Genomic DNA, 23,469 nt, shown 5'->3' with positions numbered 1-23,469 from the left:
GATGCCTAAGGTGAAATACAAAGAACGTGTGCATGACATGCACGCGTTTTTTTCCGTCTTTGCGCCGGACCGATCCGCTAAGAAGCCGTTCGTTTCGCCCGAAAATGGGGAAGGAATCGGCAAACGACTTTTTCTGTTTACCTTCTTTTAACGGAACTTTTCTTTTTCAAAAAGCATTTTCAAATGAGACCAGGGATGCTACTCTAACAGAAGGATCGACTTACAAATGATGGGAAGAGGAGCTTGCCATGCGAAGCGAAAAGGGGACGGAATCCGCGGACGGAGGGAAGCGGCTGCTTACCTGGCGCTATTACAGCCTGTTTCTGCTGCTTACGATCGGATTGGAATACGGGGCTTTCGTCGTAGGCCGTCTGCCGTTCGGAGATGAACTGACGGGCTTCCTGGTCATGATGGCTGTGCTTGCTTTTAGTGTGCTGCTGGCGCTGTTTACCTTTGTTTTCGGCCTGCTGACGTGTCTGGTGAACAGACAGCATGTGCTTATCGTGCCATGCGCTCTTCTGACCGCCGGATTATATCTGGCCATAATCAAATGGGAAGGAATGTGATCGGAAATGATACGGTTTGCGTATTTCGGACGAGAGGATTTCGACCGGCTTATCGAATGGAGCGGAGACGAGGCTTTTCTGCTTCAATGGGCGGGGCCCCAGTTTAAATACCCTCTAACCGCATCGCAGTTAGAGGATTACATGGAAGGGGCCAACGATCCCGGCCAATCCGGCCGGCTTATTTATAAAGTCATCGATTCGGAAACGGACCTGCCGGTTGGACATCTTTCGATCGGAAATATCGACCGTCATAACCGCTCCGCGAGAATCGGCAAAGTGCTGGTGGGCCATACGGCCCTCAGGGGCCGCGGCACAGGACAAGCGATGATCCGCGAGGCGCTCCGGATCGGGTTCGAGGAGCTGCGGCTTCATAAAATGACGCTCGGCGTTTTCGATTTTAACGAAGCGGCCATCCGCTGTTATGAGAAGGAAGGCTTCGTAAGAGAAGGTTTTATCCGGGACGCGAGAAGAATGGGAGACACCTATTGGAATTTGATTGAAATGGGCATTTTGGAGAGCGAATGGCACGGACGCGCCCGGTAAAACATCGGACTACAGACACGGTATACAAGCCTAATCGGATAGGCGGACAGATAGAACAGAGGGGGAGAAGGCAGTGGAAGACATTCTGCGCGCAGCGAAAAAGGTGGCGATCCAAGCCGCTTTGCAAGCCGGACAAGAAGCGAAGAACCGGTTTGAGAATATTAACAGCATTCTGGAAAAGGACGACTTCGGCGATGTCGTAACGGAGGTGGATCACCTCGCGGAGGAAATTATTTTGACCCACATCGCGAAAAGCTTTCCCGATCACTGCGTGGACAGCGAAGAGATCGGGCACAACGGCAGGCAGAGCGACTGGATGTGGATCGTGGACCCGCTCGACGGGACGAACAATTACGCGATAGGTCTTCCGCTTTTCGCCACGTCTATCACGCTGATGCACCAGGGAAATCCCGTGCTGGCCGTAATTTACGAACCGATGGTGGACAGGCTGTTCCTCAGCGCGGCGGACAAAGGGGCCTTCTGCAACAATATCCGCATTCAGACCAAACCTTGCCCGTCCATTCAACGCGGCACGATCGGCTGGATACAGGGGCACAAGGTCCAGAACGAGGCGCGTGCCGTTAAGCTCCGCCATCATCTGGACGTCCGGTTCAAGCGGATGATGAGGGTGTGGGCGCCGACTCTCCAGTGGTGCATGCTCGCCAAGGGAGACCTGGACGGCATCGTTCTCTACAACTCGGAAGGGACCGATCTGTATTCGGGCATCCTGATGGTACAGGAGGCGGGCGGACTCGTCATGGATTATGAAGGCAAGCCGTTCAGAGGAATGAGCCCGGAGCCTTACCTCATTGCCTGCCACCCGGCGCATAAGGAGCATTTTTTGAAAACGGTGGCCGAAGGGCTGGGCTGATCGGTTCAAGCGCCTGTTGTCGGCGATCCTGCTCGTACGCGATTTTCCCCAAAAACCAAACGAAGGCGGGCTGCAGATGAAGCATAAAATCATGATGGTAACCGGGGCCAACTCCGGCATGGGTCTCGCCACAACGATTGCGTTGGCCCGGCAGGGGGCGAAGGTCGTTATGGTATGCCGCAGCGAAGAGCGGGGGCAGAGCGCTCTCCGGGAAGCAATTGCGGCCAGCGGCTCCAGAGAAATCGAGCTGATGCAGTGCGACCTCGGTTCGCTCCGGAGCATCCGGTCTTTTGCCGCTGATTTCAAGAGCCGCTACGATCATCTGGACGTGCTGATCAACAATGCCGGCGTCGTATCGCTTAAGAGAGAGACCACTTCCGACGGCTTCGAAGCGATGATGGGCGTCAACCATCTGGGCCATTTTCTGCTGACGAATCTGCTGCTCGGGCCGTTGAAGCGGGCGGAGCAGGGCCGGATCGTCGTCGTCTCCTCCGGTGCGCATAAAATCGGCAAAATCCGCTGGGAAGACCCGTATCTGACGAAGGGGTATACGGTGTGGACCGGATATGCGCAGTCCAAGCTGGCGAACATTTTGTTCGCCAAGGAGCTCGCCGCCCGGCTGAAAGGGACCGCCGTTACGGTGAACGCCCTGCACCCGGGAGCCGTCGGCACCCAGATCGGCGTGGACCGGAATACGGGCTTCGGCAAATCGGTGCTCGCTATGCTGCGGCCGTTCTTCCTGACACCCGCCCAGGGGGCGGAGACGGCGGTTTACCTGGCTGTCAGCGATAACGTGTCGTGCGCCACGGGCGAATATTTTTACCGGAAGAAGATTGCGCCGGTTTCCGCACGGGCTAAAGACAAGGAACTCGCCGCGAAGTTCTGGGATTGGAGCGTGCGGGAAGTGGGACTGCAGCCTTCGGAAACGGAGTGATGCGGGCGGGCGCGGAGTAACGCCGGAAGAGCAGGCAAGATGCAGCAAGATTGAAACAAGAGGCAGTAAAACTGCTGTAACAAATGACAGCGATCCACCGATAGACAGATGGAGCGTCAAGCAGTGCGCGAGCTTGCAGGATCAAGGCATGGCAATATTGCATGTACATGACAGTAAGTGTGGAGAATACATAATCGTACCGCGAGTACATGACAGTCAAGCTGAATACGTGTTCGTACAGGACATAGGCTGGTTTAACCGAACCGGCTTGATAAAGCGGCCAGGAGCGGATGCTTCCGGAGCCGTTTTTTTTGCGTGGACGAAAGCCGAAGCGGGGTACCGTCTTCCGGATTTGCGAGATTAGGATTCATTTTTGCACAAAGGAGCCTCCACGAATTGAACTGTCTTTCGTTTATTGTCCATGGGTATAATCAAATCGAACAAAGAACTACACTAAACGGCAAAGGAGTTGATGCCGTATTCTGGACGAACGCAGTACCCGGATTTTGACGCTGCTGCAGCAGGCAGCCGATTATGTATCTCTGGAAGAACTGATGCAGAAGCTCGGCATCTCCAGACGAACCGTTTATTACGATATGGAAAAAATCAACGACTGGCTGAAAACGATTCATCTTCCGCCGGTCGAATATGTCCGGGCGGCCGGCTACTATTTGCCGGATGAAAGCCGCAAGGGCATTCCGCAGCTTACCGGACAGCTTCCGGTCCAGCAGTACTATTTGTCTCCGCGGGAGCGGCTTGCCTGGCTGGCCGTCCATCTGTTATCGCCGGCGGACGGATCGCTTTTCGTCCATCACCTGACGGATCTCCTGCAAGTCAGCCGGGGAACCGTGCTGAAGGATTTGAACATCGTCCGGCCGGAACTGGAAATCCTGAAGCTTAGGGTCGCTTACGACCGCAAACAGGGCTACCGGGTCCGGGGGGAAGAGAGCGACAAGCGGAAGGCGCTCACGTACTACTTCGGACAGATCTTCGGAAGCGTGGGCTGGGAGCAGGCGCTCAGCCGGAGCGAAGACCCGGGCAGTCTCGACCCGGTGCTGGACTTATTCCCTCCGATGAAGCCGGATCGCCTGAAGCGGGTTTACCGGCTCATCGCCGACAGCGAACGCACGCTCGGCGTGGAATTGACGGACGAGATGGTGTTTAACCTGACCACTCGCTTCCTGCTCTATACACGCCGAATCCAGAACAAGCAGCTCATCTCGATCGACGAAGATGAGCGGAGCGTGCTCGGGCGCATGCCGGAATACGAGGCCGCCGCCCGCATTGCGGAGGGCCTTGGCGATCTGTTCGACACCGCCATCCCGGACGAGGAAATCGCGTATTTTACGATGCACCTGCTCGGGGCGCGCGTCAACCGGATGGAGCAGCTGACCGGCTCCGAGGAAGTGATCGACAAGCTCCGCGAGGCGGCCAGGGAAATGACCGACGCCTTCCAGCGTCAAGCCTGCGTGTTTCTGCCGAACCGGGAAGCGATGGAAGAGAATCTGCTCGTTCATCTGAAGCCGGCGTATTACCGGATCCTGTACGGACTGGAGCTCGATAACCCGCTCCTCGGCAACATCCGCTCCAAGTACGGGGAAGTGTTCGAGCTGACGCGGCGCTCCGCGGCACCGTTCGAGGAGCTTGTCGGACGCAGGCTCGACGATAGCGAGATCGGCTACCTCGCCATGCATTTCGGCGGCTGGCTGCGCAGGGAAAACACGCAGCCGGTACAGAGGCGCCGGGCCGCCATCGTCTGCGTCAACGGCATTTCCGCTTCGCGGATGCTGAAGTCCCAGCTCGAAGATTTGTTTTCGGCGGTGGACATTACGGCCATTCTCTCGCTGAGGGATTACGAAGCGTTTGAAGAGGAGAGCGTCGATTTTATTTTCTCGACGGTCCCGCTTCCGGACAGCCGCGTCCCCGTGTTCGTCGTGAATCCGATCCTCAGCGACAAGGACAAGGAGCATCTGCTGAACCAGATCAACACGGTCGTCGGCCGCAAGTCCCGGGCCCAGGCCAGCTCGGTTCAGGCTCTGCTCGACATTGTCCGCAAATACGCGAAGGTGACGGATGAAGCGGGGCTCGCGGAGGAACTGAACCGCTACATGTCCGTGGGGAAAACGTGGCTGAGCGAAGCCCGCAAGCCGTCGCTGGCCGACCTGCTTACCGGATCGATGATCCGGGTGGAGGAGGAGGCCGCCGACTGGCGCTCCGCCATCCGCGAGGCGGCCTTGCCTCTTCTCGAGGACGGACGCATCGAGGCGGCCTACATCGGGGCGATGATCGCCAAGGTGGAGGCTCTGGGCCCCTACATCGTCGTGGCTCCGGGCATCGCCATCGCGCACGGCAAGCCGCAGGACGGAGTGAAGCGGCTGGGAATCAGCCTGCTGCGGCTTGCGAAGCCCGTAGCCTTCTCCGGAGAAGCCCGCCATCAAGTACAAGTGATTCTGGTGCTGGCGGCGATCGACGGAGAATCGCATCTCAAAGCGCTGTCGGAGCTGACGCTCCTGCTCAGAGAGCAAGACAGCCTGACCCGGCTGAAGAACGCCGGGACCAAAGAACAGATTTTACAGCAGGTACAAGCAGGTCCCCGCAGTTAGACTACCGGATTTGGGAGAGATGACAGATGAAATTTTTAGAACCGTCCTTAATTGCACTTGATGTCGAAGCCGAGACGGCGGAAGAAGCGATCCGCCTGGCGGGAGGACTGCTGGCGGATGCGGGCGCCGCGGAAACGCGCTATGCCGAAGCCATGGTGGAATCCTACCGGGACAAAGGCCCGTACTTCGTCCTGGCGCCGCATATCGCTCTGCCGCACGCCCGTGCGGAAGACGGAGTGAAAGAAGCGTCCGTCTCGCTGCTCCGGCTGAAGAAACCGGTCGTATTCGGCCACGCGGCCAACGATCCCGTTCAGCTCGTATTCGCACTGGGCGGGTCCACCAGCTCCGAGCATATCGCCATGCTGCGCAAGCTGACGGTTTTGCTGAGCAACCCGGACAACGTGGAAGCGTTCAAGCAGGCAGCCGATGTAGATACTATCCAACAACTTATTAGGGGGAACGAACAATGAAAATTTTATGCGTATGCGGTCTTGGACAAGGAACCAGCCTGATTTTGAGAATGAATGTGGAGAACGTGCTGAGCGGCATGGGCGTAAGCGCCGATGTGGAGCATACCGACGTATCCACGGCGTCCGGCACGGCGGCGGAGTACATCATTACGAGCAATGAACTGGCACAGAGCCTGCAAGGGCACGCGGCCAAAATCGTGATCGTCAATAACTATTTTGACAATAACGAAATCAAACAAAAACTGGAAGAAGTGCTGTAACCCATTAAGGAGGGGTCTTTATGGACGTGCTTTTTTGGATCGCCACCAATATTTTCGGAACACCGGCCATTCTGCTCGGGTTTATCGTTCTGGTCGGCCTTCTGCTCCAGAAGAAATCGACGAGCCAGCTCGTAAGCGGTACCTTTAAAGCCATTATCGGTTTCCTTGTAATCGGCGCCGGTTCCGACGTCATCGTCAAAGCGCTGAACGTCTTCGAGCCGATGTGGAAAGAGGTCTTCGGACTGGAGGCAGGCTCGCTCGGTACGTTTATGGGTCAGGAAGCGTTTAACGGCAAATACGGAAGCGCCGTCACGCTGGCGATGCTCGTCGGCTTCCTGATCAACGTCGCGCTGGCCCGTTTTACCCGGTTTAAATTCATTTACCTGACCGGTCACATGATGTTCTGGACTTCAACGATTTTCGCGGGCGTGATCGTGCATGCCGCAAGCGGTATCGCCATTTGGAAGCTTGTGCTGATGATTGCCGTCGTACTCGGTCTGTACTGGACATTCCAGCCGGCTCTCGTTCAGCCGTTCCTGCGCAAAGTAACGGGCAACGACAACATCGCCCTCGGCCACACGTCCGCCTCGGTTGCCCTGCTGGCAGCCCTGTTTGGTAAACTATTCGGCAACAAAAACAACGACTCGGAGAAAATCAAAGTGCCGAAAGGCTTCGAATTCCTCCGTGATTCCAACGTCATTACAGCGCTCAGCATGGGGATTCTGTTCCTGATCGGGGCCATTATCCTTTCGACGAAAGGAACGCCTGCCGCCGCCGAACTGATGGCGAAATCGGGCGATCAGAACTTTATTATCTATTCCATTATCCAATCGTTTACGTTCGCGGGCGGTATCGCTATCGTTCTGATGGGGGTCCGGATGTTTGTCGGCGAACTGGTTCCGGCTTTCAACGGGATCGCTACAAAACTCGTACCCGGCGCCAAGCCGGCACTCGATGCCCCGGTTGTGTATCCGTACGCGCCGAATGCTGTCGTACTCGGCTTCCTGGGAGCTTTCGCGGGCGCCATTATCTGGCTGCTTGTGCTCGGGAACACCGTTTCCTACATCTTCGTACCTACGATGATCGTCCTGTTCTTCCACGGGGCAACGGCCGGTGTGTTCGGGAACTCGACGGGCGGTGTCCGCGGGGCCGTGATCGGCGGATTCATCACTGCCACGATCGTAGCCTGGGGGCAATTCCTCATGGTCCGCTTCTTCATCGCTTCGACGGTGCCGGATACGGCCATGTGGGCAGCCGACTCCGATATGTTCATTATCGGTCCGATTCTGCACTTCCTGGCTAAGCTTTTCTTCTAACAACGAATGAGCGGGCGAACGCCCGAGGACAACAAGACGGTGACAGCGCTAAGCTCCGCCGTCTTCCTTTTCCGAAAATAGAGAGTGGAGGAGACACGTTATGAGCTATATCCGCACCTTACATGGAGACATCGCCAAAGAGGATCTGGGCTTTACGTATTCCCACGAACATATTGTATGCCGTCCGGCCTTCTGGCAGGAACGGGGAGAGGACGATCTGCTGCTGGACGATAAAGAGAAATCCAAGCGGGACGTTCTTGATTTCAAAAAGTACGGCGGACGCGCGATCGTGGATGCGACGGCGGTCGATTACGGCCGGGACGTCCAGGCGGTACAGGAAATTGCCCTGGAAACCGGCATTCGGATTGTGGGCACGGCGGGCTTCAACAAAAGCTTCCTGTGGGATGCCAAAATCAAAGAAGAGCTGAAGCCGCTCACCGGCGATTATGAAACCTACACCCAATGGATCGAAGCGAAAAGCATCAACGAGCTGGCCGATTTCGTCATCCGCGAGGTGGAAGAAGGGCTCGAAGGCACGCCTTTTAAAGCCGGCCAAGTCAAATTCGGGACGGGCTACAACCGCATTACGCCCCTGGAAGAGAAAACACTCCGCGCGGTAGCGCGGGCCCACCACGAGACGAAAGCTCCCGTGCACTCCCATACGGAAGTCGGCACCATGGCGCTGGAGCAGATCGAGCTCCTGAAAAGCGAGGGCGTGGACCTGTCGTACCTCAGCCTGGGTCATATGGACCGCAACCCGGACCCTTACTACCACGAGCAGATCGCGGCAACCGGCGCTTACATGAGCTTTGACGGCATCGGCAAAATCAAATACGCTCCCGAAAGCACGCGGATCGCGCTGATTCTCAATCTCGTAAGCAAGGGCTACGAGGATCAGATTCTGATCAGCGGAGATACCGCCCGCAAAACATATTACAAGCATTACGACCACGGCCTCGGCCTGGAGTACATCATTGCGAAGTGGGTGCCGCGCTTTGTGGACGAAGCGAACCGCAACGGATTCGACGGGCAGAAGCTGATCGAGAAATTTTTCGTAAGCAACCCGGCCAACTGCTTCTCATTCAAAAAGTAAGGAGGCGCGCACGATGAAATTCGAGCACGAAAACTCGTACGAAGTGCAGGATAAAATCCGACAATTCCGGGCGGCGATCCTTCCTATCGGAGCCGTGGAAGCGCACGGCCCCCACCTGCCGCTCGGCACCGATAATCTGCTTGCCGAACGGCTGGCGGATAAACTGGCGGCCCGCACGGACAGCTTCGTGCTTCCGGTCCTCCCTTACGGCCAGGTGTGGAGCCTGCGGAATTTTCCGGGCAGCATCAACGTTTCCAACGAGGCGCTGATCCGGCTGCTGGCGGATATCGGAGAGAGCCTGTACCAGCAGGGCTTCCGTATTTTCGCCATGGTCAACGGCCATTTGGGCAATGCGGTCGCGCTTAAGGAAGCCGCGAGGATTCTATACGAGCGGGTGCCGGAGCTGAAAGTGTTCTATTTCTTTTATCCGGGCACGAAAGAAATCACCGCTCAGGTGAGGGAGTCTTCGGCGGCCCACGGCACCTACATGCATGCCGACGAAATCGAGACTTCCTACATGCTTTATCTGGCCGGCGAGTACGTGGACATGAGCAAAGCCCTAGACGGAGCGCCCCGCATATCAGCGGAAGCGGACTGCACGCCGACGCCATGGGAGGAAATCACGTCCTCGGCCGTTCTCGGCGACGCCACGCTGGCTACCCGGGAGAAGGGCGAGAAGATTATCGAACGCAGCCTGGACGTGATGGCCGAGATGCTGATGCGGGCCAAGCAGGCGCTGGAAGACGGGGAACATCAGGATTCAACAGACTGACAACGGGGTGAGAGCTATGATGATGAATACGTATTTTGATGTGATCGGCGAGCTGCTGAACAAAGTCCGGACCGAACAGGCCGGACCGATTCGCGAAGCGGCCGAGAAAGTGGCGGCCTGCATTCAGGACGGCGGCATTATTCATTTGTTCGGCTGCGGCCATTCGCATATTTTGACCGAGGAAGTCTTCTACCGGGCAGGCGGGCTTGTCCCGATTCGTCCGATCTTCGTCGAGAAACTGATGCTGCACGAAGGAGCGGTACGCTCGTCGGAGCTGGAGAGACAGAACGATCTGGCGGTCGATTTCATGAAGGAGCAGGATATCCGCCAAGGAGAAGTCGTGTTTGTCCTGTCCACTTCGGGCCGCAATCCGGTTCCGGTCGATGTCGCCCTGATGGCGAAGGAGAAAGGCGCCGTTACCGTCGGGATTACTTCCCTGGAATATTCCATGAGCCAGCCGTCGCGGCATACCAGCGGCAAGCATTTGTCCGAGGCGGTGGATCTCGTGATCGACAACTTCTCGGTCAAAGGAGACGCCGTGCTGAAACATCCGGGTCTTCAGGTGCCTTTCACACCGAGCTCGACCGTGATCGGAGCTGCGATCCTGAATGCCGTTTTTGCCGAGTCCATTGAAATCATGATCGAAAACGGCTTTAATCCGCCGGTGTTCCTGAGCGGCAACATCGACGGTTCCGACGCGCACAATCAGGCGCTGATCCAAACGTACAAAGAGCGGATCGCCCTGCTGGCGTAACCTGCCTTAACAGAGAAAAACAACCTCAAAATAAACAGAAGGTTGTATCCGGCTCAGATCCGGCAAATGTGTGGAGTTACAGAGAAATAAGCAGACCAGAGAACGGAATTTTTACAAGCAACCCCAAAAAACGTTAACCGGGAAAAATCGCCGAAAGACGACTTGCAAAACTTAAGCGGATAGCTGTCGGGAGAAACCATACATCCCTATCCTTTTTTTTGCGGTCTTGATCCGGCGGTGAACGGGTGAGGAGGAACGACATGTTCGCACAAACAGTAACCATACAGAACGAGCAGGGCTTTCATGTCCGTCCGGCTCAGCTTTTTGCTGAAACAGCCGGCCAGTTTGGAGCAGAGGTGCACCTGAAGACCGGAGAAGGACGCACGGCGGATTGCAAAAGCATGCTGGAGCTGATGACGCTCGGCATTGAAAAAGGGGCTGTCGTCACGATTGAAGCGAGCGGAGACGGAGAGAAGGAAGCCGTTGAAGCGCTGGCGCAGCTTGTCGAAAGCAAGTTCGGTGAAGCCTGATGAAGGGGCTGCATATTCAGGGAATCGGCGTTTCGGAAGGAATCCGCATCGCGCCGGCATTCGTTTACCGTGCGGCGCACGGGAATGCTGGCGGAGCGTCTGCCGAATGGAAGCCTATTGCGGATGATTCGGCGGTAATCGAGGCTGAGCTTGGCAAGCTTAGAGAAGCCAAAGCCCGCAGCGCGGGCGAACTGGAACGGCTCACGGAGAAGGCGAAGGAAACCGTCGGTGAAGAGCAGGCCGGTATTTTGGCGGGCCAGCGGAAGCTGCTGGACGATCCGGCCTTCTATCCGAAGATGGAAGCCCGGATCCGGGAAAAGCTGGAGCCGGCTCCGCAGGCCGTCTCCGAAATCGTAAGTCAGGTCGCCTCCTGGTTCGAAGGGATGACCAACGACTACATGAAAGAGCGTGCCGCCGATATCCGCGATATCGGAAGCCGCCTTCTGGCCTGCCTGTCGCCCGGAAAGAGAGCCGGTCTTGAGGGAATCACCGGCGAGGTGATCCTCGTGGCCGACGATCTTACGCCGTCCGACACCGTGCAGCTCGACCCGGCCAAGGTCGTCGGCTTTATCACCCGCACGGGCGGGGCAACCTCCCACACCGCCATTCTGGCGCGGTCGCTCGGCATCGCCGCCATCGTCGGCGCAGGCGATGCCGTGGACGGCATTGACGACGGGGACACCCTCGTCGTCGACGGAGCCGCCGGGCTGTGCATCGCCCGGCCGGGAGAAGCCGAAGCGGAGCAATACCGGCTCCGCATGGGGCAGGATCTCGAGCGCCGCAAGTCGCTCGAGGCATACGCGGCCCGTCCCGCGGTAACCGCGGACGGTACACGCGTGGAGCTCGCGGCGAACATCGGCACCGCCGCGGAAGCCGGGGCCGCCGCCGCGCAGGGAGCGGACGGCGTGGGGCTGTACCGCACGGAGTTCCTGTTCATGAATTCCCCGTCTATGCCCGGGGAGGAAGAACAGTACCGTGCCTATCTGGAAGCGGCCCAGCTTATGGAGGGCCGCCCCGTGATCATCCGCACGATGGATATCGGCGGGGATAAGGAACTTCCGTATCTGCAGCTGCCGAAGGAAGTGAACCCCTTCCTCGGTTACCGGGCGATACGGATCGGTCTCAGCCGCAAGGAGCTGCTGCTCACGCAGCTGCGGGCGGTTCTGCGGGCCAGCGCCTTCAGCAAGGTGAAGGTGATGTTCCCGATGATCTCCGGCCTGCAGGAATGGCGGCAGGCCAAAGAAATCCTGGCGGAAGCGCAGGCGGAGCTGAGACAGGAAGGCGTCCCGTTCGACGAGAAGATGGAAGTCGGCATCATGGTCGAGATTCCTTCCACGGCCGTGATGGCGGGTCAGTTTGCGCGGGAAGTGGACTTCTTCAGCATCGGGACGAACGACCTCGTCCAGTATACGCTGGCCGTGGACCGGATGAACGAGCACGTGGCGTACTTGTACGACTATTTCCATCCGGCTGTTCTCCAGCTGATCCGCACCGTGATCGAAGCTTCGCACTCGGCCGGCAAGTGGACCGGCATGTGCGGCGGCATGGCGGGCGATCCGCTGGCCGCGCCGCTTCTGCTCGGTCTCGGACTGGACGAGTGGAGCATGGAAGCGGGACGTCTCAGCCCGCTGAAGGAAGTGCTGGCCGGGCTGGACCGTCAGGAGTGCCGCGAGCTCGCTGAGCGGGTGCTGCTTCTGGATACGCCTCAGGCGGTGCGTCAGGCCCTTGAGGAGTTCCGCGCGGCTAAAGCGGTTTAAATCCCGCTGGCGGAGCGATCGGAAAACTGACGCGGCTGCGAAGGTTGAAGCCTATGTCAGGTTTAGTGCGGGAGCGGCCGCTGCTTGTGACACCGATGAAGCGGAATTCCGCTTTGGGGGGTTCAATTTAAGCCTCTGATCAAGATTCAGATACAGCCACTCTCCGACAGAGATAGGCAAAACCGAATAACCCGGTTCCCGTATGAGCGGAACCGGGTTGTTCGGTTTTATCGTCCGGCAGGGGGACACAGTCTGCGTCAAACTTCCTTCCTGCACGGCCGTTCGATAAGCGGGAGGCTGACGCCTTACACACCGCGCTTGCAGCTCCCCGCACGCGGCGGGCCTCGCAAGGAAGCGGCCGCCGACGGCAGCTGAGCCTGCTGTACGTCCTGTGCGGGGGAGGACGGAACGGGAGCGACCCTCACTCGGAGCTTTCGTCCGCCTTTATCCCTCCCGGTGCGCCGGACAATACAGCTTCATCAGACGGACGGTTTCCTCGTCCAGTTCTTTCCCGCGGTTTTCGAGTCCGGCCACGACGGCCTCGCGCTTGGCGCCTTTCATATTCTGGCCGAACTTGAACTTGGCGGACAGGTCGTCCACGTCAATTCGGATTACGGCTACGCCGCGGATTTGGCTGACGTAGCCCGGATTTTCCAGGGAGAAGGGTTCATAGCCGCCCTCGGGCTGAAGTTTCTCCATGAAGACGCCGAGCGCCTTCGCTTTTTCCTCCAAATCTTCCACGAGGACGGCCTTGCCTTTTATCGCGACGGACTTAAAGAAGGCTGTCGCCGGACAGGCGTACACGGGCTCCGTAAAATAGGAAGGAATGAGCGCATACTCCTTGGCTATGGCGAACGTGACGAGAGGATTCCGGCCCAGGTCCGAAATTTTTTCGCCGACTTTGCTTCCGTGGGCATAAATCGCGCCGTCCGCGTATACAAAATTAAGAGCTTTTAAATTCGGGTACCCGTCTTCGCCGGTCGTTCCCAGAATCCCGAATGTCATTTCGTTCATAAACTGCTCGATTTCCTGCCAGTCTTCCACGCCGAATTCTTTTCTTCTCAAATTCTCCACCCCTGTAATTTGCCTGGTTGCGGCTGTTTTTTTCATCTTAGCGGGACGGTTGACTTTTCTGAAGAGCCACTTTACGCTATTTTTAGTGGACCAGTTGCAGTCGGTCACAGGCAGAAGGGGAGGGTGAAGGTTCATTGATTGATGTACGCGCGTTCAAATTCGTGCTAAACAATGAAGCCGCTGCTCCTCAAATGCAGCTTCCCATACAAAAGGCATGCCCGGATAGGGGCTTCACCCTATCGGCTGACCGAAACCAACCAGACATAATGGAGGTATTTTCTTATGTTAAAAGTCGCTCTGCTCAGTTTCTGGCACGTTCACGCCCTGGATTATGAGAAAGACGCGAACCAGCATCCGGGTACTCAGGTTGCCGCGATCTGGGATGAAGACCCGGCCAGAGGCCGCAAAGAAGCGGAAAACCGCGGAATTCCATTTTACGAAAACTTGGCTGAACTGCTCGCCGACGATGAAATCGACGGCATTATCGTGACGACCCCGACCCATCTTCACCGGGACGTTATGGTGGCGGCGGCCAAAGCGGGCAAGCATATCTTCACGGAAAAAGTCGTTGCCGCCTCGAAGAAAGAATGCGACGAGATTATGGACGCGGTCCGCGAAGCGGGAGTGGTCATGACGGTTTCGCTGCCGAGATTGAACGCCCCGTACACGCTGGCGATTCGGGACATTCTCGAACAAGGAGTCCTCGGAAGACTGACTCTGGTCCGTACAAGACTATCCCATAACGGCGGATTGAACCGGGAAGAAGGAGGCGGCTGGCTTCCCGAGCGTTTCTTCGACGAGTCCGCCGCGCAGGGAGGCGCCATGATCGACCTCGGTTGTCATCCGATGTACCTGACCCGCTTATTCCTGGGTATGCCGGAAAGCGTGACGGCGAATTACGGCAGCGTGACGGGACGCTCCGCGGAAGATAACGCGGTGAGCGTACTGCGTTACCCGAGCGGCGCCCTGGGCATCGTGGAAGCGGGCTTTGTGAACAGCCATTCCCCGTTCGTGATCGAGATTCACGGCACGCAGGGCAGCCTGCTGTACTCCCAGCACGACGACAGGCTCCTGCTGCGTACACGCTCGCAGGAAGGGGAGGAGTGGCAGACGGTCGCGGATCTCCCGCAGGCGAAGCCTTCCGCTTTCGAGCAGTGGGTGGCGCATATCGAGTCCGGGACCCGGGCGGAGGAGAACCTGCAGCTGGCAGCGGACCTTACCCGCCTGATGGAAGCGTCCAACGCTTCGGCAGCGAGCGGCTGCGCCGTTAAGCTGTAGAGGAGAAGGCGAAAAAAGTCCCCGGATGAATGTTGGAGAGCATCCGCGTACTTTCGGCTGAACGGATCGGGTACTTTCCCGCTATCTCTCGTTTATCCCGGTCATGCTCACCAGACATCGCGATACATAAAGACAGAAAAAGAAGCCGGCTAACCGGCTTCTTTTCTTGACTGCCCCGGAAAATTCATCTACCATTTGCCGTGTCTCGTGTCTCGTGTCTCGTGTCTCGTGTCTCGTGTCTCGTGTCTCGTGTCTCGTGTCTCGTGTCTCGTGTCTCGTGTCTCGTGTCTCGTGTCTCGTGTCTCGTGTCTCGTGTCTCGTGTCTCGTGTCTCGTGTCTCGTGTCTCGTGTCTCGTGTCTCGTGTCTCGTGTCTCGTGTCTCGTGTCTCGTGTCTCGTGTCTCGTGTCTCGTGTCTCGTGTCTCGTGTCTCGTGTCTCGTGTCTCGTGTCTCGTGTCTCGTGTCTCGTGTCTCGTGTCTCGTGTCTCGTGTCTCGTGTCTCGTGTCTCGTGTCTCAGTCCGGTTGCTTGTCTCTTCAACCGGTAAGCGTCGATATCCGCAGCATTGCATCGGTCCGACCCGGCAAGCTCCGGTGACAGCCCGCTAGTCCGCCGCCCCGTCCGCCGTAGCTGTTAACGCCCCGGCTTCCGCTGCGTTGCGCTTCAGCTGTCGCTCGATACCGGCCCGGTCGATCTGGATCCAGTACTCGGCGATTTTCCCGTTCTCTACCCGGTACACCGCGCTCGCCAGCTCGATAACGGGCAGGCCGGTCGGCGGATAGCCGTCGACTTCGCCGATGTGTGTTCCCGTCTGCTTCCAGCGTACGTACACCCGGTCGCCGGAGCCCAGGAGTTCCTGCACTTCCAGGGTGAAGGGGCCGTAGGCATCGAGCATTTCCTGCACGTGCTCCGCATAAACTTTGGGCGTACGCTCTACCGTCGCTTCTTGCTCCGACTGGACCTGATGGGCGAATACTTTGCCGGCCATCAGCTCCGGAGCTGCCTTTAGATTTTTTCCCGACCGCACTTCATCAAAAAAACGCTTGACCACTTCTTCCGGTCTTAAAGCTGTCATGATTCTTTCCTCCGCTCTCCTGGGTTCACGCATCGGCATGTTATGCCCGCTGCCGGTTGACCGAATAATTCGTCCCGATGTCAGTCAGGTCCATTTTGCCGCCCAGAGCTTCATTTCTTTTAAAATCTTGTGTAAATCGCGGCCTTTCGGCGTCAGTGTATATTCCACCGTAACCGGAACAGTCGCGAAGGCTTTCCGTTCGAGCACGCCCTGTTTCTCCAGATGGCAGAGAATATTCGTCAGTGCGGTAGGGCTGATCGAAGCAATGCTCCGCTGAAGCTCTCCGAAGCGTCTCGTTCCGTCGAAAAGCTCCCGGATAACAAGAAACGCCCATTTTCCGCCGATTACATCGAGTGTCTTTTCGATAGAGCATTCAATGACGCAGGGCTCCTTCGGAACATAGCTGCTTGCCGCCGGTTCCGCCGGTATTTTCCCGGATTGAGCTGTCATGAAGGCGCTTCCCCCTTTTAAAAGAATAAGTCCGCCGCAAGGCCTGAGCCTTACTAAACAAAAGTGTAGCAGCTACAATTTTATGGGTATGATCAAAAAAAGATCACTACTGTTCATCATATAGAAAGTATTTTATGATGGCAATGGGAGGCGGCTTGTCCGCTTCGTGAAATCAGATTGGGGAGGTTTATGGAACATGCATTATCGCAGACTCGGACGGTCGGGCTTGAAGGTCAGTGAGATTAGCCTCGGAAGCTGGCTTACTTATGGAGGCTACGTCGAACGTGACAATGCGGTTCAATCGATCCGTAAAGCTTACGATTTGGGCGTTAACTTTTTTGATACCGCAAACGTTTACAAGCAGGGGGAAGCCGAGAAGGTGGTCGGCGACACTTTAAAGGAATATCCGCGCGAATCTTATGTGCTGGCGACGAAAGCTTTCTGGCCGATGGGCGAAGGACCGAACGACAGAGGCCTTTCCCGCAAGCATATCATGGAGCAAGCTCATGCCAGTCTCAAAAGGCTGGGAACCGATTACGTCGACATTTATTACTGCCACCGGTACGATCCCGAGACGCCGCTGGAGGAAACGCTCCGCGCCCTTGACGATCTCGTTACCCAGGGAAAAGTGCTTTACATAGGGGTAAGCGAATGGACGGCGGCTCAAATGGCGGATGCGCTCGGTCTGGCCGAGAGATACCTGCTGGATAAAATCGTCGTCAACCAGCCGGTTTACAACATGTTCAACCGGTATATCGAGAAAGACATTATTCCGCTGGGCGAGGAAAAAGGAATCGGTCAGGTCGTATTCTCGCCGCTGGCGCAGGGACTCCTGACCGGCAAATACAAGTCGGCGGATGACATTCCGGCGGACAGCCGCGCCGCCAAAGTCGAAACGATGCGCGGCGCCGTTACGGCGGAGAACATTGCGAAGGTGAAGCAGCTTGAAGGCATCGCGGCGGAGCTGGATCTTACCGTGGGACAGCTCGCCCTTGCCTGGATTCTGCGCCAGCCGAACGTAGCGAGCGCCCTTGTAGGCGCGAGCCGTCCGGAGCAGGTAGAGCAGAATGTGAAGGCTGAGGGCGTGAAGCTGGCGGCGGACGTGCTGGAGCGGATCGAGGCGGTTCTCTCGGGGAACGCGGCAGCCGGGAAGTAACGGGTTCGGGACGGAGGGAAGCATGGACATCCGTATCCGCATCCCCGAAGCAGTGCCTATGGCTCGGCAGGCTCTATAATCCATACAAGCGCACAAAAAACACCGGTTTCCTGGAACCGGTGTTTTTGCTGTACAGCCCGCCTAGTGCGGGGAGCGGAGGGCATTTCCCGTCCGTTCCGCTTCCCGTGCGGGCTCCGCCGTCTTTCGTCCGTTAACGAAAGCGCAGACGGCGCCGAGGAGCAGAGCCAGACAGCTGATTTTAAACACGAGGCCGAACGCGGCCGTCGTATGGGTATTCACCGTCGCCTGAAGCTGGGGGAGCAGGCCCTGCAGTTCCGCTTTGTCTTTGGCGGAGGCTTCCTTCACCCGCCCGGCAGCATCGGGGGACGCGGCTTGGAGCTGTTCCCGCTCCTTGCGGTCCCACTGGTCGAGCAGGCTCTGCATCGCCCCTGAGGCGCCTCCCGCAGCAGTCCCGCGGCTTCCGGCCTGCTGCAGAGCTTCGGCAAGTCCCGCCTTGCTTTCCGCAGACAGAGAGCTGCTTGCAATCCGTTCCGCCAGCTCCGTTTTGGCCGAAGCCATCTCCGTCCGCATGGATTGGGACAGCAGGGCGACGAGAACGGCGATGCCGAGCGCGCTTCCGATCGTCCTGGCCATGGTGCCGATGCCCATGGCGATGGTCGTTTTTTCCGGCGGGGGAAGCAGGACGGTGGTTGCCGTCAAATTCGCGATCGCCATGCCGGTCCCCATTCCGGCAATGGCCAGGCGCCAGATGTAATCCATCGTCGAGGACTCGGTCGTGAGTCCCGCCAGCAGGTAAGTTCCGAGGGCAAGCAGGATCATTCCGGTAACCGAGAAAATCCGCGGGCCCAGCTTGGCGGCGCCTTTGGCGGCAAGGACGGAGCAGATCATGGACGCAACGGCCAGGACGCTGATAATAAGGCCGGCGCGCAGCTCCGTCATGCCGATCACCTGCGTGAGGAAGAACGCGAGGATGAAGGTCGGGCCGGTCATGCCGATTCCGAGCAGGAACAGGCCGAGATTCCCGGACGGAAACCGTTTGATCCGGAAAAGAGACAGCGGCAGCATCGGTTCTTTTACGCGGGATTCGATCCGTAGGAACAGGAGAAGGGAAACCAGAGCCGCGGCGAAAAGGGACAAAATATAAGGAGAATCCCAGCCTTTCTCGTTTGCCTGCATAAAAGCGAGCGTCAAGGCCAGGGAAGAGGCCGATACCGTCACCATACCGCCCCAGTCGAGCTTTCGCGTAGCCGTCGGATCGTAAGATTCCGCCAGGGAGGAGGCGGCCAGAACGAGGGCCAGGACGCCGAACGGGAGATTAATGTAGAAAATCCACTGCCAGTCGAGCTGGTACGAGAGCACGCCGCCCAGGGCGGGTCCGCTTGCGGCCGCCAGGCCGGCCAAAGCGCCGGTAATGCCCATCATGACGGCTTTCTTTTCGGGAGGGAACAGGGCCAGCAGCAGGGGGGCGACCAGAGGGGTGATCAATGCCGCGCCGATCCCTTGCATAACACGGAAAAGGATGAGGGACGTGATCGATCCTGCCAGGCCGCACAGAAGGGAGCTCAAGGTGAAGAGGAACAAGCCGGTCATAAACGCTTTTTTACGGCCGAACTGGTCGGCGAGGCGGGAAGCGGCGAGCAGAAAAACGGCGAACGACAGGCTGTAGCCGTTCACGACCCAGGAAATGCCCGCGGTGTCAGCGCCGTAAAACTCGCTCATCCGGGGAAGCGCGACATTGACGATGCTTGTGTCGAGAATCGCCATAAAAAAACCGAGCAGAAGAGTAAGGATGGCGGGGATCTTGCGTGATTTTTGCATGGGTGGGAATCCTCCATAGTTATAATTGACTGACTGTCAATCAGTCGATGAAAAAACTATATAACATTGACTGACTGACAGTCAATAGTTAAATTTAAAAGAAAGAGACTCCTTCTCCGGTCATTCTTTTAACCGATCGGATACGGGGCATGAAGGCGGTGGAGAAGTTGGCACGTGTTACGAAAAGTCCGGAGGAACGCAAACAGGAACTTTTATCCGCTGCGGAGTCGCTGTTCCGGGTGAAGGGATACGAACGCACGGCGGTTAGCGATATCGTTAAACAGGTCGGGGTCGCTCAAGGGACCTTTTATTATTATTTTAAGTCTAAGGACGAGCTGGCTGACGCGATGATCCGGCGCATGCTGGACGAACACATGGGGCTTATTTCGTCCATTGCGGAAGACCCGGTGCTTTCCGGGCGGGAGAAGATCATCAAGGTCATGAAAGAAGATTTCGTGAAGCGGGGAGAAAATCTGGACAATCTGGATTATATGCACCATGAGAACAACGCGCTTCTTCATCAAAAAATGCTCGTGGAATCCGTCAAGGCTTACACGCCTTTCATTACGGGTATTATCGAGCAGGGGATCGGGGAGGGGAGCTTCCATACGAGCCATCCTCGGGAAGTGGTCGAGTTTTTTATGGTCGGCCTGTTTTTCCTCTACGATCCCGGCATTTTCGCCTGGACGGTGGAAGAAGTGGTGACGAAGCTTCAAGCCATCGGTGAAATTCTGGAAAAGCTGCTCGGAGCGGAGAAAGATTCGCTCGATATCTGGAAGGACCTTCCGGATATGCCTGTCATCATCCAGAAGGCGCTCAAAGCCGAAAAGGCATCGCGGGGAGAAAGCTCCCCGTCTTAATCCGGGTTCCGGGGCGTGAATAAGCTGAATCTTCTCTGCCTAAGCATTGTCCTGCGATCCGCAGCGCGAAAAAGCCAGCCCGGAATTTTTACCGGGCTGGCTTCTTGTTTGCCGGGACAACCCGGCGGATTATTCTTCGAACAATTTGGCGAGATTCTCCGCAAAAGGCGCGCGGACAATCCCTTTCTCCGTGATAATCGCGGTCACGTATTCGCTCGGCGTCACGTCGAACGCCGGATTGTACACCTTGACGCCCTGCGGGGCGGTACGCTTGCCAAAGCCCTGCGTAATTTCCTCTTCGCCGCGCTCCTCGATCGGAATATCTTCCCCTGTCGGCGTGCTGAGGTCGATCGTGGACATCGGACACGCCACGTAGAACGGGATGCCGTGGGCTTTGGCGAGCACGGCCACGCTGTACGTGCCGATCTTGTTGGCCACGTCGCCGTTGGCGGCCACGCGGTCGGTGCCGACGATGACGGCCTGCACCCAGTCCTTCTTCATGACTGCGCCGGCCATATTGTCGCAGATCAGCGTCACGTCGACGCCCGCTTGCTGAAGCTCGAACGCCGTCAGGCGCGCGCCCTGCAGAACCGGACGCGTCTCGTCGGCGTACACCTTCAGCGAGACGCCTTTCTCCTGCGCGAGGTAGAACGGCGCCAGCGCGGTGCCGTACTTCGCCGTCGCGAGTCCGCCAGCGTTGCAGTGCGTGAGGACGCCCATGCCGTCCTCGAACAGCTCCAGGGCGAATTCGCCGATACGGCGGTTCGTTTCTTCATCCTCGGCCTGGATCAGGATGGCCTCGGTGAGAACCGCCTGCTTCATTTCGCCGTGCGAAATGTCCATCTCGACAAGTTTCTGCGTCAGCCGCTTGAGCCGGTCGAGCGCCCAGAACAGATTGACGGCGGTCGGGCGCGAGGTGGCGAGGTAGTCCGCCTGCTTGGCGACTTCTCCCGCCAGGCGGCGCCGGTTCGATTCGCGCGAGATGGCCTCGTCTTCTTCGGCGTCGCGGATGCCGAGGAAGACCCCGTAAGCCGCCGCGATGCCGATCGCGGGCGCTCCGCGGACTTTCAGGTGGCGGATGGCTTCCCACACCTCGTGGGGCGTTTGCAGCGGCAGGTAGACGATTTCCTCGGGCAGCAGCCGCTGATCGAGAAGATCGAGCCGCTCTCCGTTCCAGCGGACGGACTGGACCCAGCCGCGCTGGCCTTCGCTTTGTACTCCGTTTTCGTTTGCAGTCATTAGCGGACTCCCTCCTTCGCGGCGGCAGCCTCGCGGGCGGCCGCAATCAGTTCGTCGATCGAGCTTGCCTGACGGCCACGCTTGATCAGGGTCGTTCCGATAGCAAGCGCAAGCCGCTGCGCCCGTTCGCGTGCCGAGGCGTCTTCGATTCCGTCAATGTCCGCCACGTGCGAGAGGCCGTAGATCCGGCGGACCATTTTGCAGCCGGCGAATCCGATCGTCTCCTGAAGAACGCGATTCATGTACCAGTCCTGATAGGCGGGCGTTTCGGACATCGGATCGACGGTTTCGTTGTCCCACAGGGCGCGGAATTCACGCTCGAATACCGTCCACACTTCTTTCACGGTTTCCAGCAGGTACTCCCGGTATTCCGTCCGCTCCGCTTCTTCTGCGCTCCAGCCTTCCTGGCCTGCGTAGTTCAGCAGCAGATTGGCCAGCACGGCACCGATATCGAAGCCCATCGGCCCGTAGTAGGCGAATTCGGGATCGATTACCTTCGTGGAATCTTCTTTGATGAAAATACTGCCCGTATGCAGATCGCCGTGAAGCAGAGCTTCCGCACGCGTCAGGAACGTATTGCGCAGAATGGCGACTTCCAGATGAAGCTCGCGGTCCTGCCAGATCGCTTGAACGGCATCTTTCAGATGATCTTCGATGCTGTTATTTTCCGAATCGCGGTAGGGATCGTCGAAAATAAGATCCTCCGTAATTTTGCACAACTCCGGATTAATGAACCGGCCGACCCGCAGTTTCTTCTCCTGCTGGTTCATTCCGAGATCCGACGAGAAAAACAGCGTGCGTGCCATAAACCGGCCGATATGTTTCGCGAAGAGCGGGTATTTGTTTTTCTCGATCAAGCCCTTGCGCATGATGACGTGGTCGCTCAAATCTTCCATAACCGTCAGCGCAAGTTCCTTCTCATATGCGAATACGTGAGGAACGAGGTCCGGGCACAGGGAGCCCTGGAGCTGCAGGGCTTCGCTTTCGATGCGCGCGCGGTCCAGCGTAAGCGGCCACGATTCTCCTACGACTTTCGCGTAAGGCAGAGCCTGCTTCAGAATCAGGCTCCGTCCGGACTTTTCGTCCGAGATGTGAAAAACAAGATTAAGATTGCCGTCCCCGATCTCACGGCTTGTCAGCACCGCGTCGGGCGCGAAAATGTTCGGCAGTCCTTTGGCATATGCAATCGCTTCCGCTTCCGTCAGCGCATGGTAAGTCGTAGTCATTTGGCGTTCCTCCTGAGAAAGAATTAATAAGTGACGGCTTGTACCGGGTTGTCCGTTAATTCCGACTTAAATACTAGTATAAAGGAAAACACCCCTGCATGAAACACAATTTTTAGGGCTCCGGTCCCTGGACACGGCTTACATAAAACGACTCCGTTCCGCCTACACTACCGGAAGATATCCCACATCAGGAGGTACGTCATGTCGATTGCGATCCGTTCCGCCCACAAAGTATTGAACAAACAAGTAGCCAACTGGACCGTGCTTTACGTCAAGCTCCACAATTATCATTGGTATGTAAAAGGAGATCAATTCTTCACGCTGCACGTGAAGTTCGAGGAGCTGTACAACGAAGCGGCAGGCTATGTCGATGAACTGGCCGAACGTCTGCTCTCGATTGGAGGCAAGCCCGTCGCCACGCTCAAAGAGTGCCTGGAATTATCCAGCATAGGGGAAGCCGCGGGAAGCGAGAAGCCGGATGCGATGGTGCGCGCTCTGCTGGCCGATTTCGATACGATCATAAACGAGTGCAAAACGGGCATGAAAGAAGCCGAGAAAGCCGGGGACGAAGGAACCGCCGATATGCTGCTTGGCATTACGCAGTCCCTGGAGAAGCACCGCTGGATGCTCGGTTCTTTCCTGAACGGCTGACGGAGTCGGGCGGTGTGCATTTGCCGACCGATGCCGCTGTAATATGCCTTGCGTTCCGGGAAAAATATCGGTTGCGGATGCCGGCCGGCGGCCTCTAACGAGGCGCGCCGGTTTTTTGCGGTTGCCTTTGCGAAAAATTTACCGTCGTTTTAAC

Annotated in this window: 23 protein-coding genes; 17 read left to right on the top strand and 6 right to left on the bottom strand. The window is 57.5% G+C overall.

Going from position 1 to position 23,469, the window contains the following annotated elements:
• Nucleotides 1–248: 248 nt before the first annotated feature.
• The 13 genes from ACI48J_RS20700 to ptsP all read left to right on the top strand — a co-directional run bounded on the left by ACI48J_RS20700 (nucleotide 249) and on the right by ptsP (nucleotide 12,469).
• Nucleotides 249–566, top strand: a complete 318-nt coding sequence (locus ACI48J_RS20700) for a hypothetical protein (RefSeq protein ID WP_405080055.1) — start codon at nucleotides 249–251, stop codon at nucleotides 564–566.
• A 6-nt stretch (nucleotides 567–572) separates the two neighbouring features.
• Entirely contained in the window at nucleotides 573–1,109 is a 537-nt protein-coding gene (locus ACI48J_RS20695; protein WP_326054889.1) for a GNAT family protein, read from the top strand.
• Nucleotides 1,110–1,182: 73 nt separating this feature from the next.
• On the top strand, nucleotides 1,183–1,980 hold the full coding sequence (locus ACI48J_RS20690; RefSeq protein ID WP_009671553.1) for an inositol monophosphatase family protein: 798 nt from the start codon (nucleotides 1,183–1,185) through the stop codon (nucleotides 1,978–1,980).
• 76 nt (nucleotides 1,981–2,056) lie between these two features.
• A complete protein-coding gene (locus tag ACI48J_RS20685; protein ID WP_405080054.1) occupies nucleotides 2,057–2,914 on the top strand; it encodes an SDR family oxidoreductase in 858 nt (285 codons plus the stop codon).
• A 506-nt stretch (nucleotides 2,915–3,420) separates the two neighbouring features.
• Nucleotides 3,421–5,517 carry a BglG family transcription antiterminator gene (locus ACI48J_RS20680; protein WP_405080053.1) on the top strand — a complete coding sequence of 699 codons (2,097 nt, stop codon included), beginning with the start codon at nucleotides 3,421–3,423 and terminating at the stop codon, nucleotides 5,515–5,517.
• A gap of 26 nt (nucleotides 5,518–5,543) precedes the next feature.
• Nucleotides 5,544–5,987, top strand: a complete 444-nt coding sequence (locus tag ACI48J_RS20675) for a PTS sugar transporter subunit IIA (protein WP_326054891.1) — start codon at nucleotides 5,544–5,546, stop codon at nucleotides 5,985–5,987.
• Nucleotides 5,984–6,247 carry a PTS sugar transporter subunit IIB gene (locus ACI48J_RS20670; protein ID WP_326054892.1) on the top strand — a complete coding sequence of 88 codons (264 nt, stop codon included), beginning with the start codon at nucleotides 5,984–5,986 and terminating at the stop codon, nucleotides 6,245–6,247. Before ACI48J_RS20675 ends, ACI48J_RS20670 begins: the two co-directional genes overlap by 4 nt.
• 20 nt (nucleotides 6,248–6,267) lie before the next feature.
• Complete coding sequence (locus ACI48J_RS20665) at nucleotides 6,268–7,563, top strand: PTS ascorbate transporter subunit IIC (RefSeq protein ID WP_326054894.1); 1,296 nt, start codon at nucleotides 6,268–6,270, stop codon at nucleotides 7,561–7,563.
• A 100-nt stretch (nucleotides 7,564–7,663) separates the two neighbouring features.
• Nucleotides 7,664–8,656, top strand: coding sequence for a phosphotriesterase (locus ACI48J_RS20660; RefSeq protein ID WP_405080052.1), 993 nt, complete (start codon nucleotides 7,664–7,666; stop codon nucleotides 8,654–8,656).
• Between the two features lie 13 nt (nucleotides 8,657–8,669).
• Entirely contained in the window at nucleotides 8,670–9,428 is a 759-nt protein-coding gene (locus ACI48J_RS20655) for a creatininase family protein (protein ID WP_405080051.1), read from the top strand.
• 19 nt (nucleotides 9,429–9,447) lie between these two features.
• Nucleotides 9,448–10,182: an SIS domain-containing protein gene (locus ACI48J_RS20650; RefSeq protein ID WP_405083263.1), complete on the top strand. Its 735-nt coding sequence runs from the start codon at nucleotides 9,448–9,450 to the stop codon at nucleotides 10,180–10,182.
• A 260-nt stretch (nucleotides 10,183–10,442) separates the two neighbouring features.
• Nucleotides 10,443–10,712, top strand: coding sequence for an HPr family phosphocarrier protein (locus tag ACI48J_RS20645; protein WP_326054899.1), 270 nt, complete (start codon nucleotides 10,443–10,445; stop codon nucleotides 10,710–10,712).
• Nucleotides 10,712–12,469, top strand: coding sequence for a phosphoenolpyruvate--protein phosphotransferase (gene ptsP / locus ACI48J_RS20640; protein WP_405080050.1), 1,758 nt, complete (start codon nucleotides 10,712–10,714; stop codon nucleotides 12,467–12,469). The genes ACI48J_RS20645 and ptsP overlap by 1 nt, the downstream gene beginning before the upstream one ends.
• A 444-nt stretch (nucleotides 12,470–12,913) precedes the next feature.
• Here ptsP and ACI48J_RS20635 read toward each other — a convergent pair whose 3' ends face one another.
• Nucleotides 12,914–13,534, bottom strand: coding sequence for a pyridoxamine 5'-phosphate oxidase family protein (locus ACI48J_RS20635; RefSeq protein ID WP_405080048.1), 621 nt, complete (start codon nucleotides 13,532–13,534; stop codon nucleotides 12,914–12,916).
• Nucleotides 13,535–13,825: 291 nt separating this feature from the next.
• Here ACI48J_RS20635 and ACI48J_RS20630 point away from each other — a divergent pair, with 291 nt between their 5' ends.
• Complete coding sequence (locus ACI48J_RS20630; protein WP_405080047.1) at nucleotides 13,826–14,821, top strand: Gfo/Idh/MocA family protein; 996 nt, start codon at nucleotides 13,826–13,828, stop codon at nucleotides 14,819–14,821.
• Nucleotides 14,822–15,423: 602 nt separating this feature from the next.
• Here the strand turns inward: ACI48J_RS20630 and ACI48J_RS20625 are convergent.
• On the bottom strand, nucleotides 15,424–15,894 hold the full coding sequence (locus tag ACI48J_RS20625) for an ester cyclase (protein ID WP_405080046.1): 471 nt from the start codon (nucleotides 15,892–15,894) through the stop codon (nucleotides 15,424–15,426).
• A gap of 84 nt (nucleotides 15,895–15,978) precedes the next feature.
• Nucleotides 15,979–16,344: a winged helix-turn-helix transcriptional regulator gene (locus ACI48J_RS20620; protein ID WP_405080045.1), complete on the bottom strand. Its 366-nt coding sequence runs from the start codon at nucleotides 16,342–16,344 to the stop codon at nucleotides 15,979–15,981.
• Nucleotides 16,345–16,540: 196 nt separating this feature from the next.
• Between ACI48J_RS20620 and ACI48J_RS20615 the strand changes: the two genes are divergently transcribed.
• A complete protein-coding gene (locus ACI48J_RS20615) occupies nucleotides 16,541–17,500 on the top strand; it encodes an aldo/keto reductase family protein (RefSeq protein ID WP_405080044.1) in 960 nt (319 codons plus the stop codon).
• Between the two features lie 141 nt (nucleotides 17,501–17,641).
• On the opposite strand, the gene ACI48J_RS20610 is transcribed toward ACI48J_RS20615, so the two are convergent.
• A complete protein-coding gene (locus ACI48J_RS20610; RefSeq protein ID WP_405080043.1) occupies nucleotides 17,642–19,339 on the bottom strand; it encodes a DHA2 family efflux MFS transporter permease subunit in 1,698 nt (565 codons plus the stop codon).
• A gap of 158 nt (nucleotides 19,340–19,497) precedes the next feature.
• Between ACI48J_RS20610 and ACI48J_RS20605 the strand changes: the two genes are divergently transcribed.
• The gene (locus tag ACI48J_RS20605) at nucleotides 19,498–20,199 is read left to right on the top strand and encodes a TetR/AcrR family transcriptional regulator (RefSeq protein ID WP_405080042.1); all 702 of its coding nucleotides are present in this window, start codon (nucleotides 19,498–19,500) and stop codon (nucleotides 20,197–20,199) included.
• Nucleotides 20,200–20,328: 129 nt separating this feature from the next.
• On the opposite strand, the gene mtnA is transcribed toward ACI48J_RS20605, so the two are convergent.
• A complete protein-coding gene (gene mtnA / locus ACI48J_RS20600) occupies nucleotides 20,329–21,438 on the bottom strand; it encodes an S-methyl-5-thioribose-1-phosphate isomerase (RefSeq protein ID WP_405080041.1) in 1,110 nt (369 codons plus the stop codon).
• A complete protein-coding gene (gene mtnK / locus ACI48J_RS20595; protein ID WP_405080040.1) occupies nucleotides 21,438–22,664 on the bottom strand; it encodes an S-methyl-5-thioribose kinase in 1,227 nt (408 codons plus the stop codon). The genes mtnA and mtnK overlap by 1 nt, the downstream gene beginning before the upstream one ends.
• A gap of 201 nt (nucleotides 22,665–22,865) precedes the next feature.
• Between mtnK and ACI48J_RS20590 the strand changes: the two genes are divergently transcribed.
• Nucleotides 22,866–23,315: a Dps family protein gene (locus ACI48J_RS20590; RefSeq protein WP_405080039.1), complete on the top strand. Its 450-nt coding sequence runs from the start codon at nucleotides 22,866–22,868 to the stop codon at nucleotides 23,313–23,315.
• The last annotated feature ends 154 nt before the right edge of the window (nucleotides 23,316–23,469 follow it).

The organism is Paenibacillus chitinolyticus (assembly GCF_045038035.1).
In the GTDB taxonomy this organism is placed as follows: domain Bacteria; phylum Bacillota; class Bacilli; order Paenibacillales; family NBRC-103111; genus Paenibacillus_F; species Paenibacillus_F chitinolyticus_A.
This window is presented reverse-complemented; position numbering and strand designations above follow the sequence as displayed.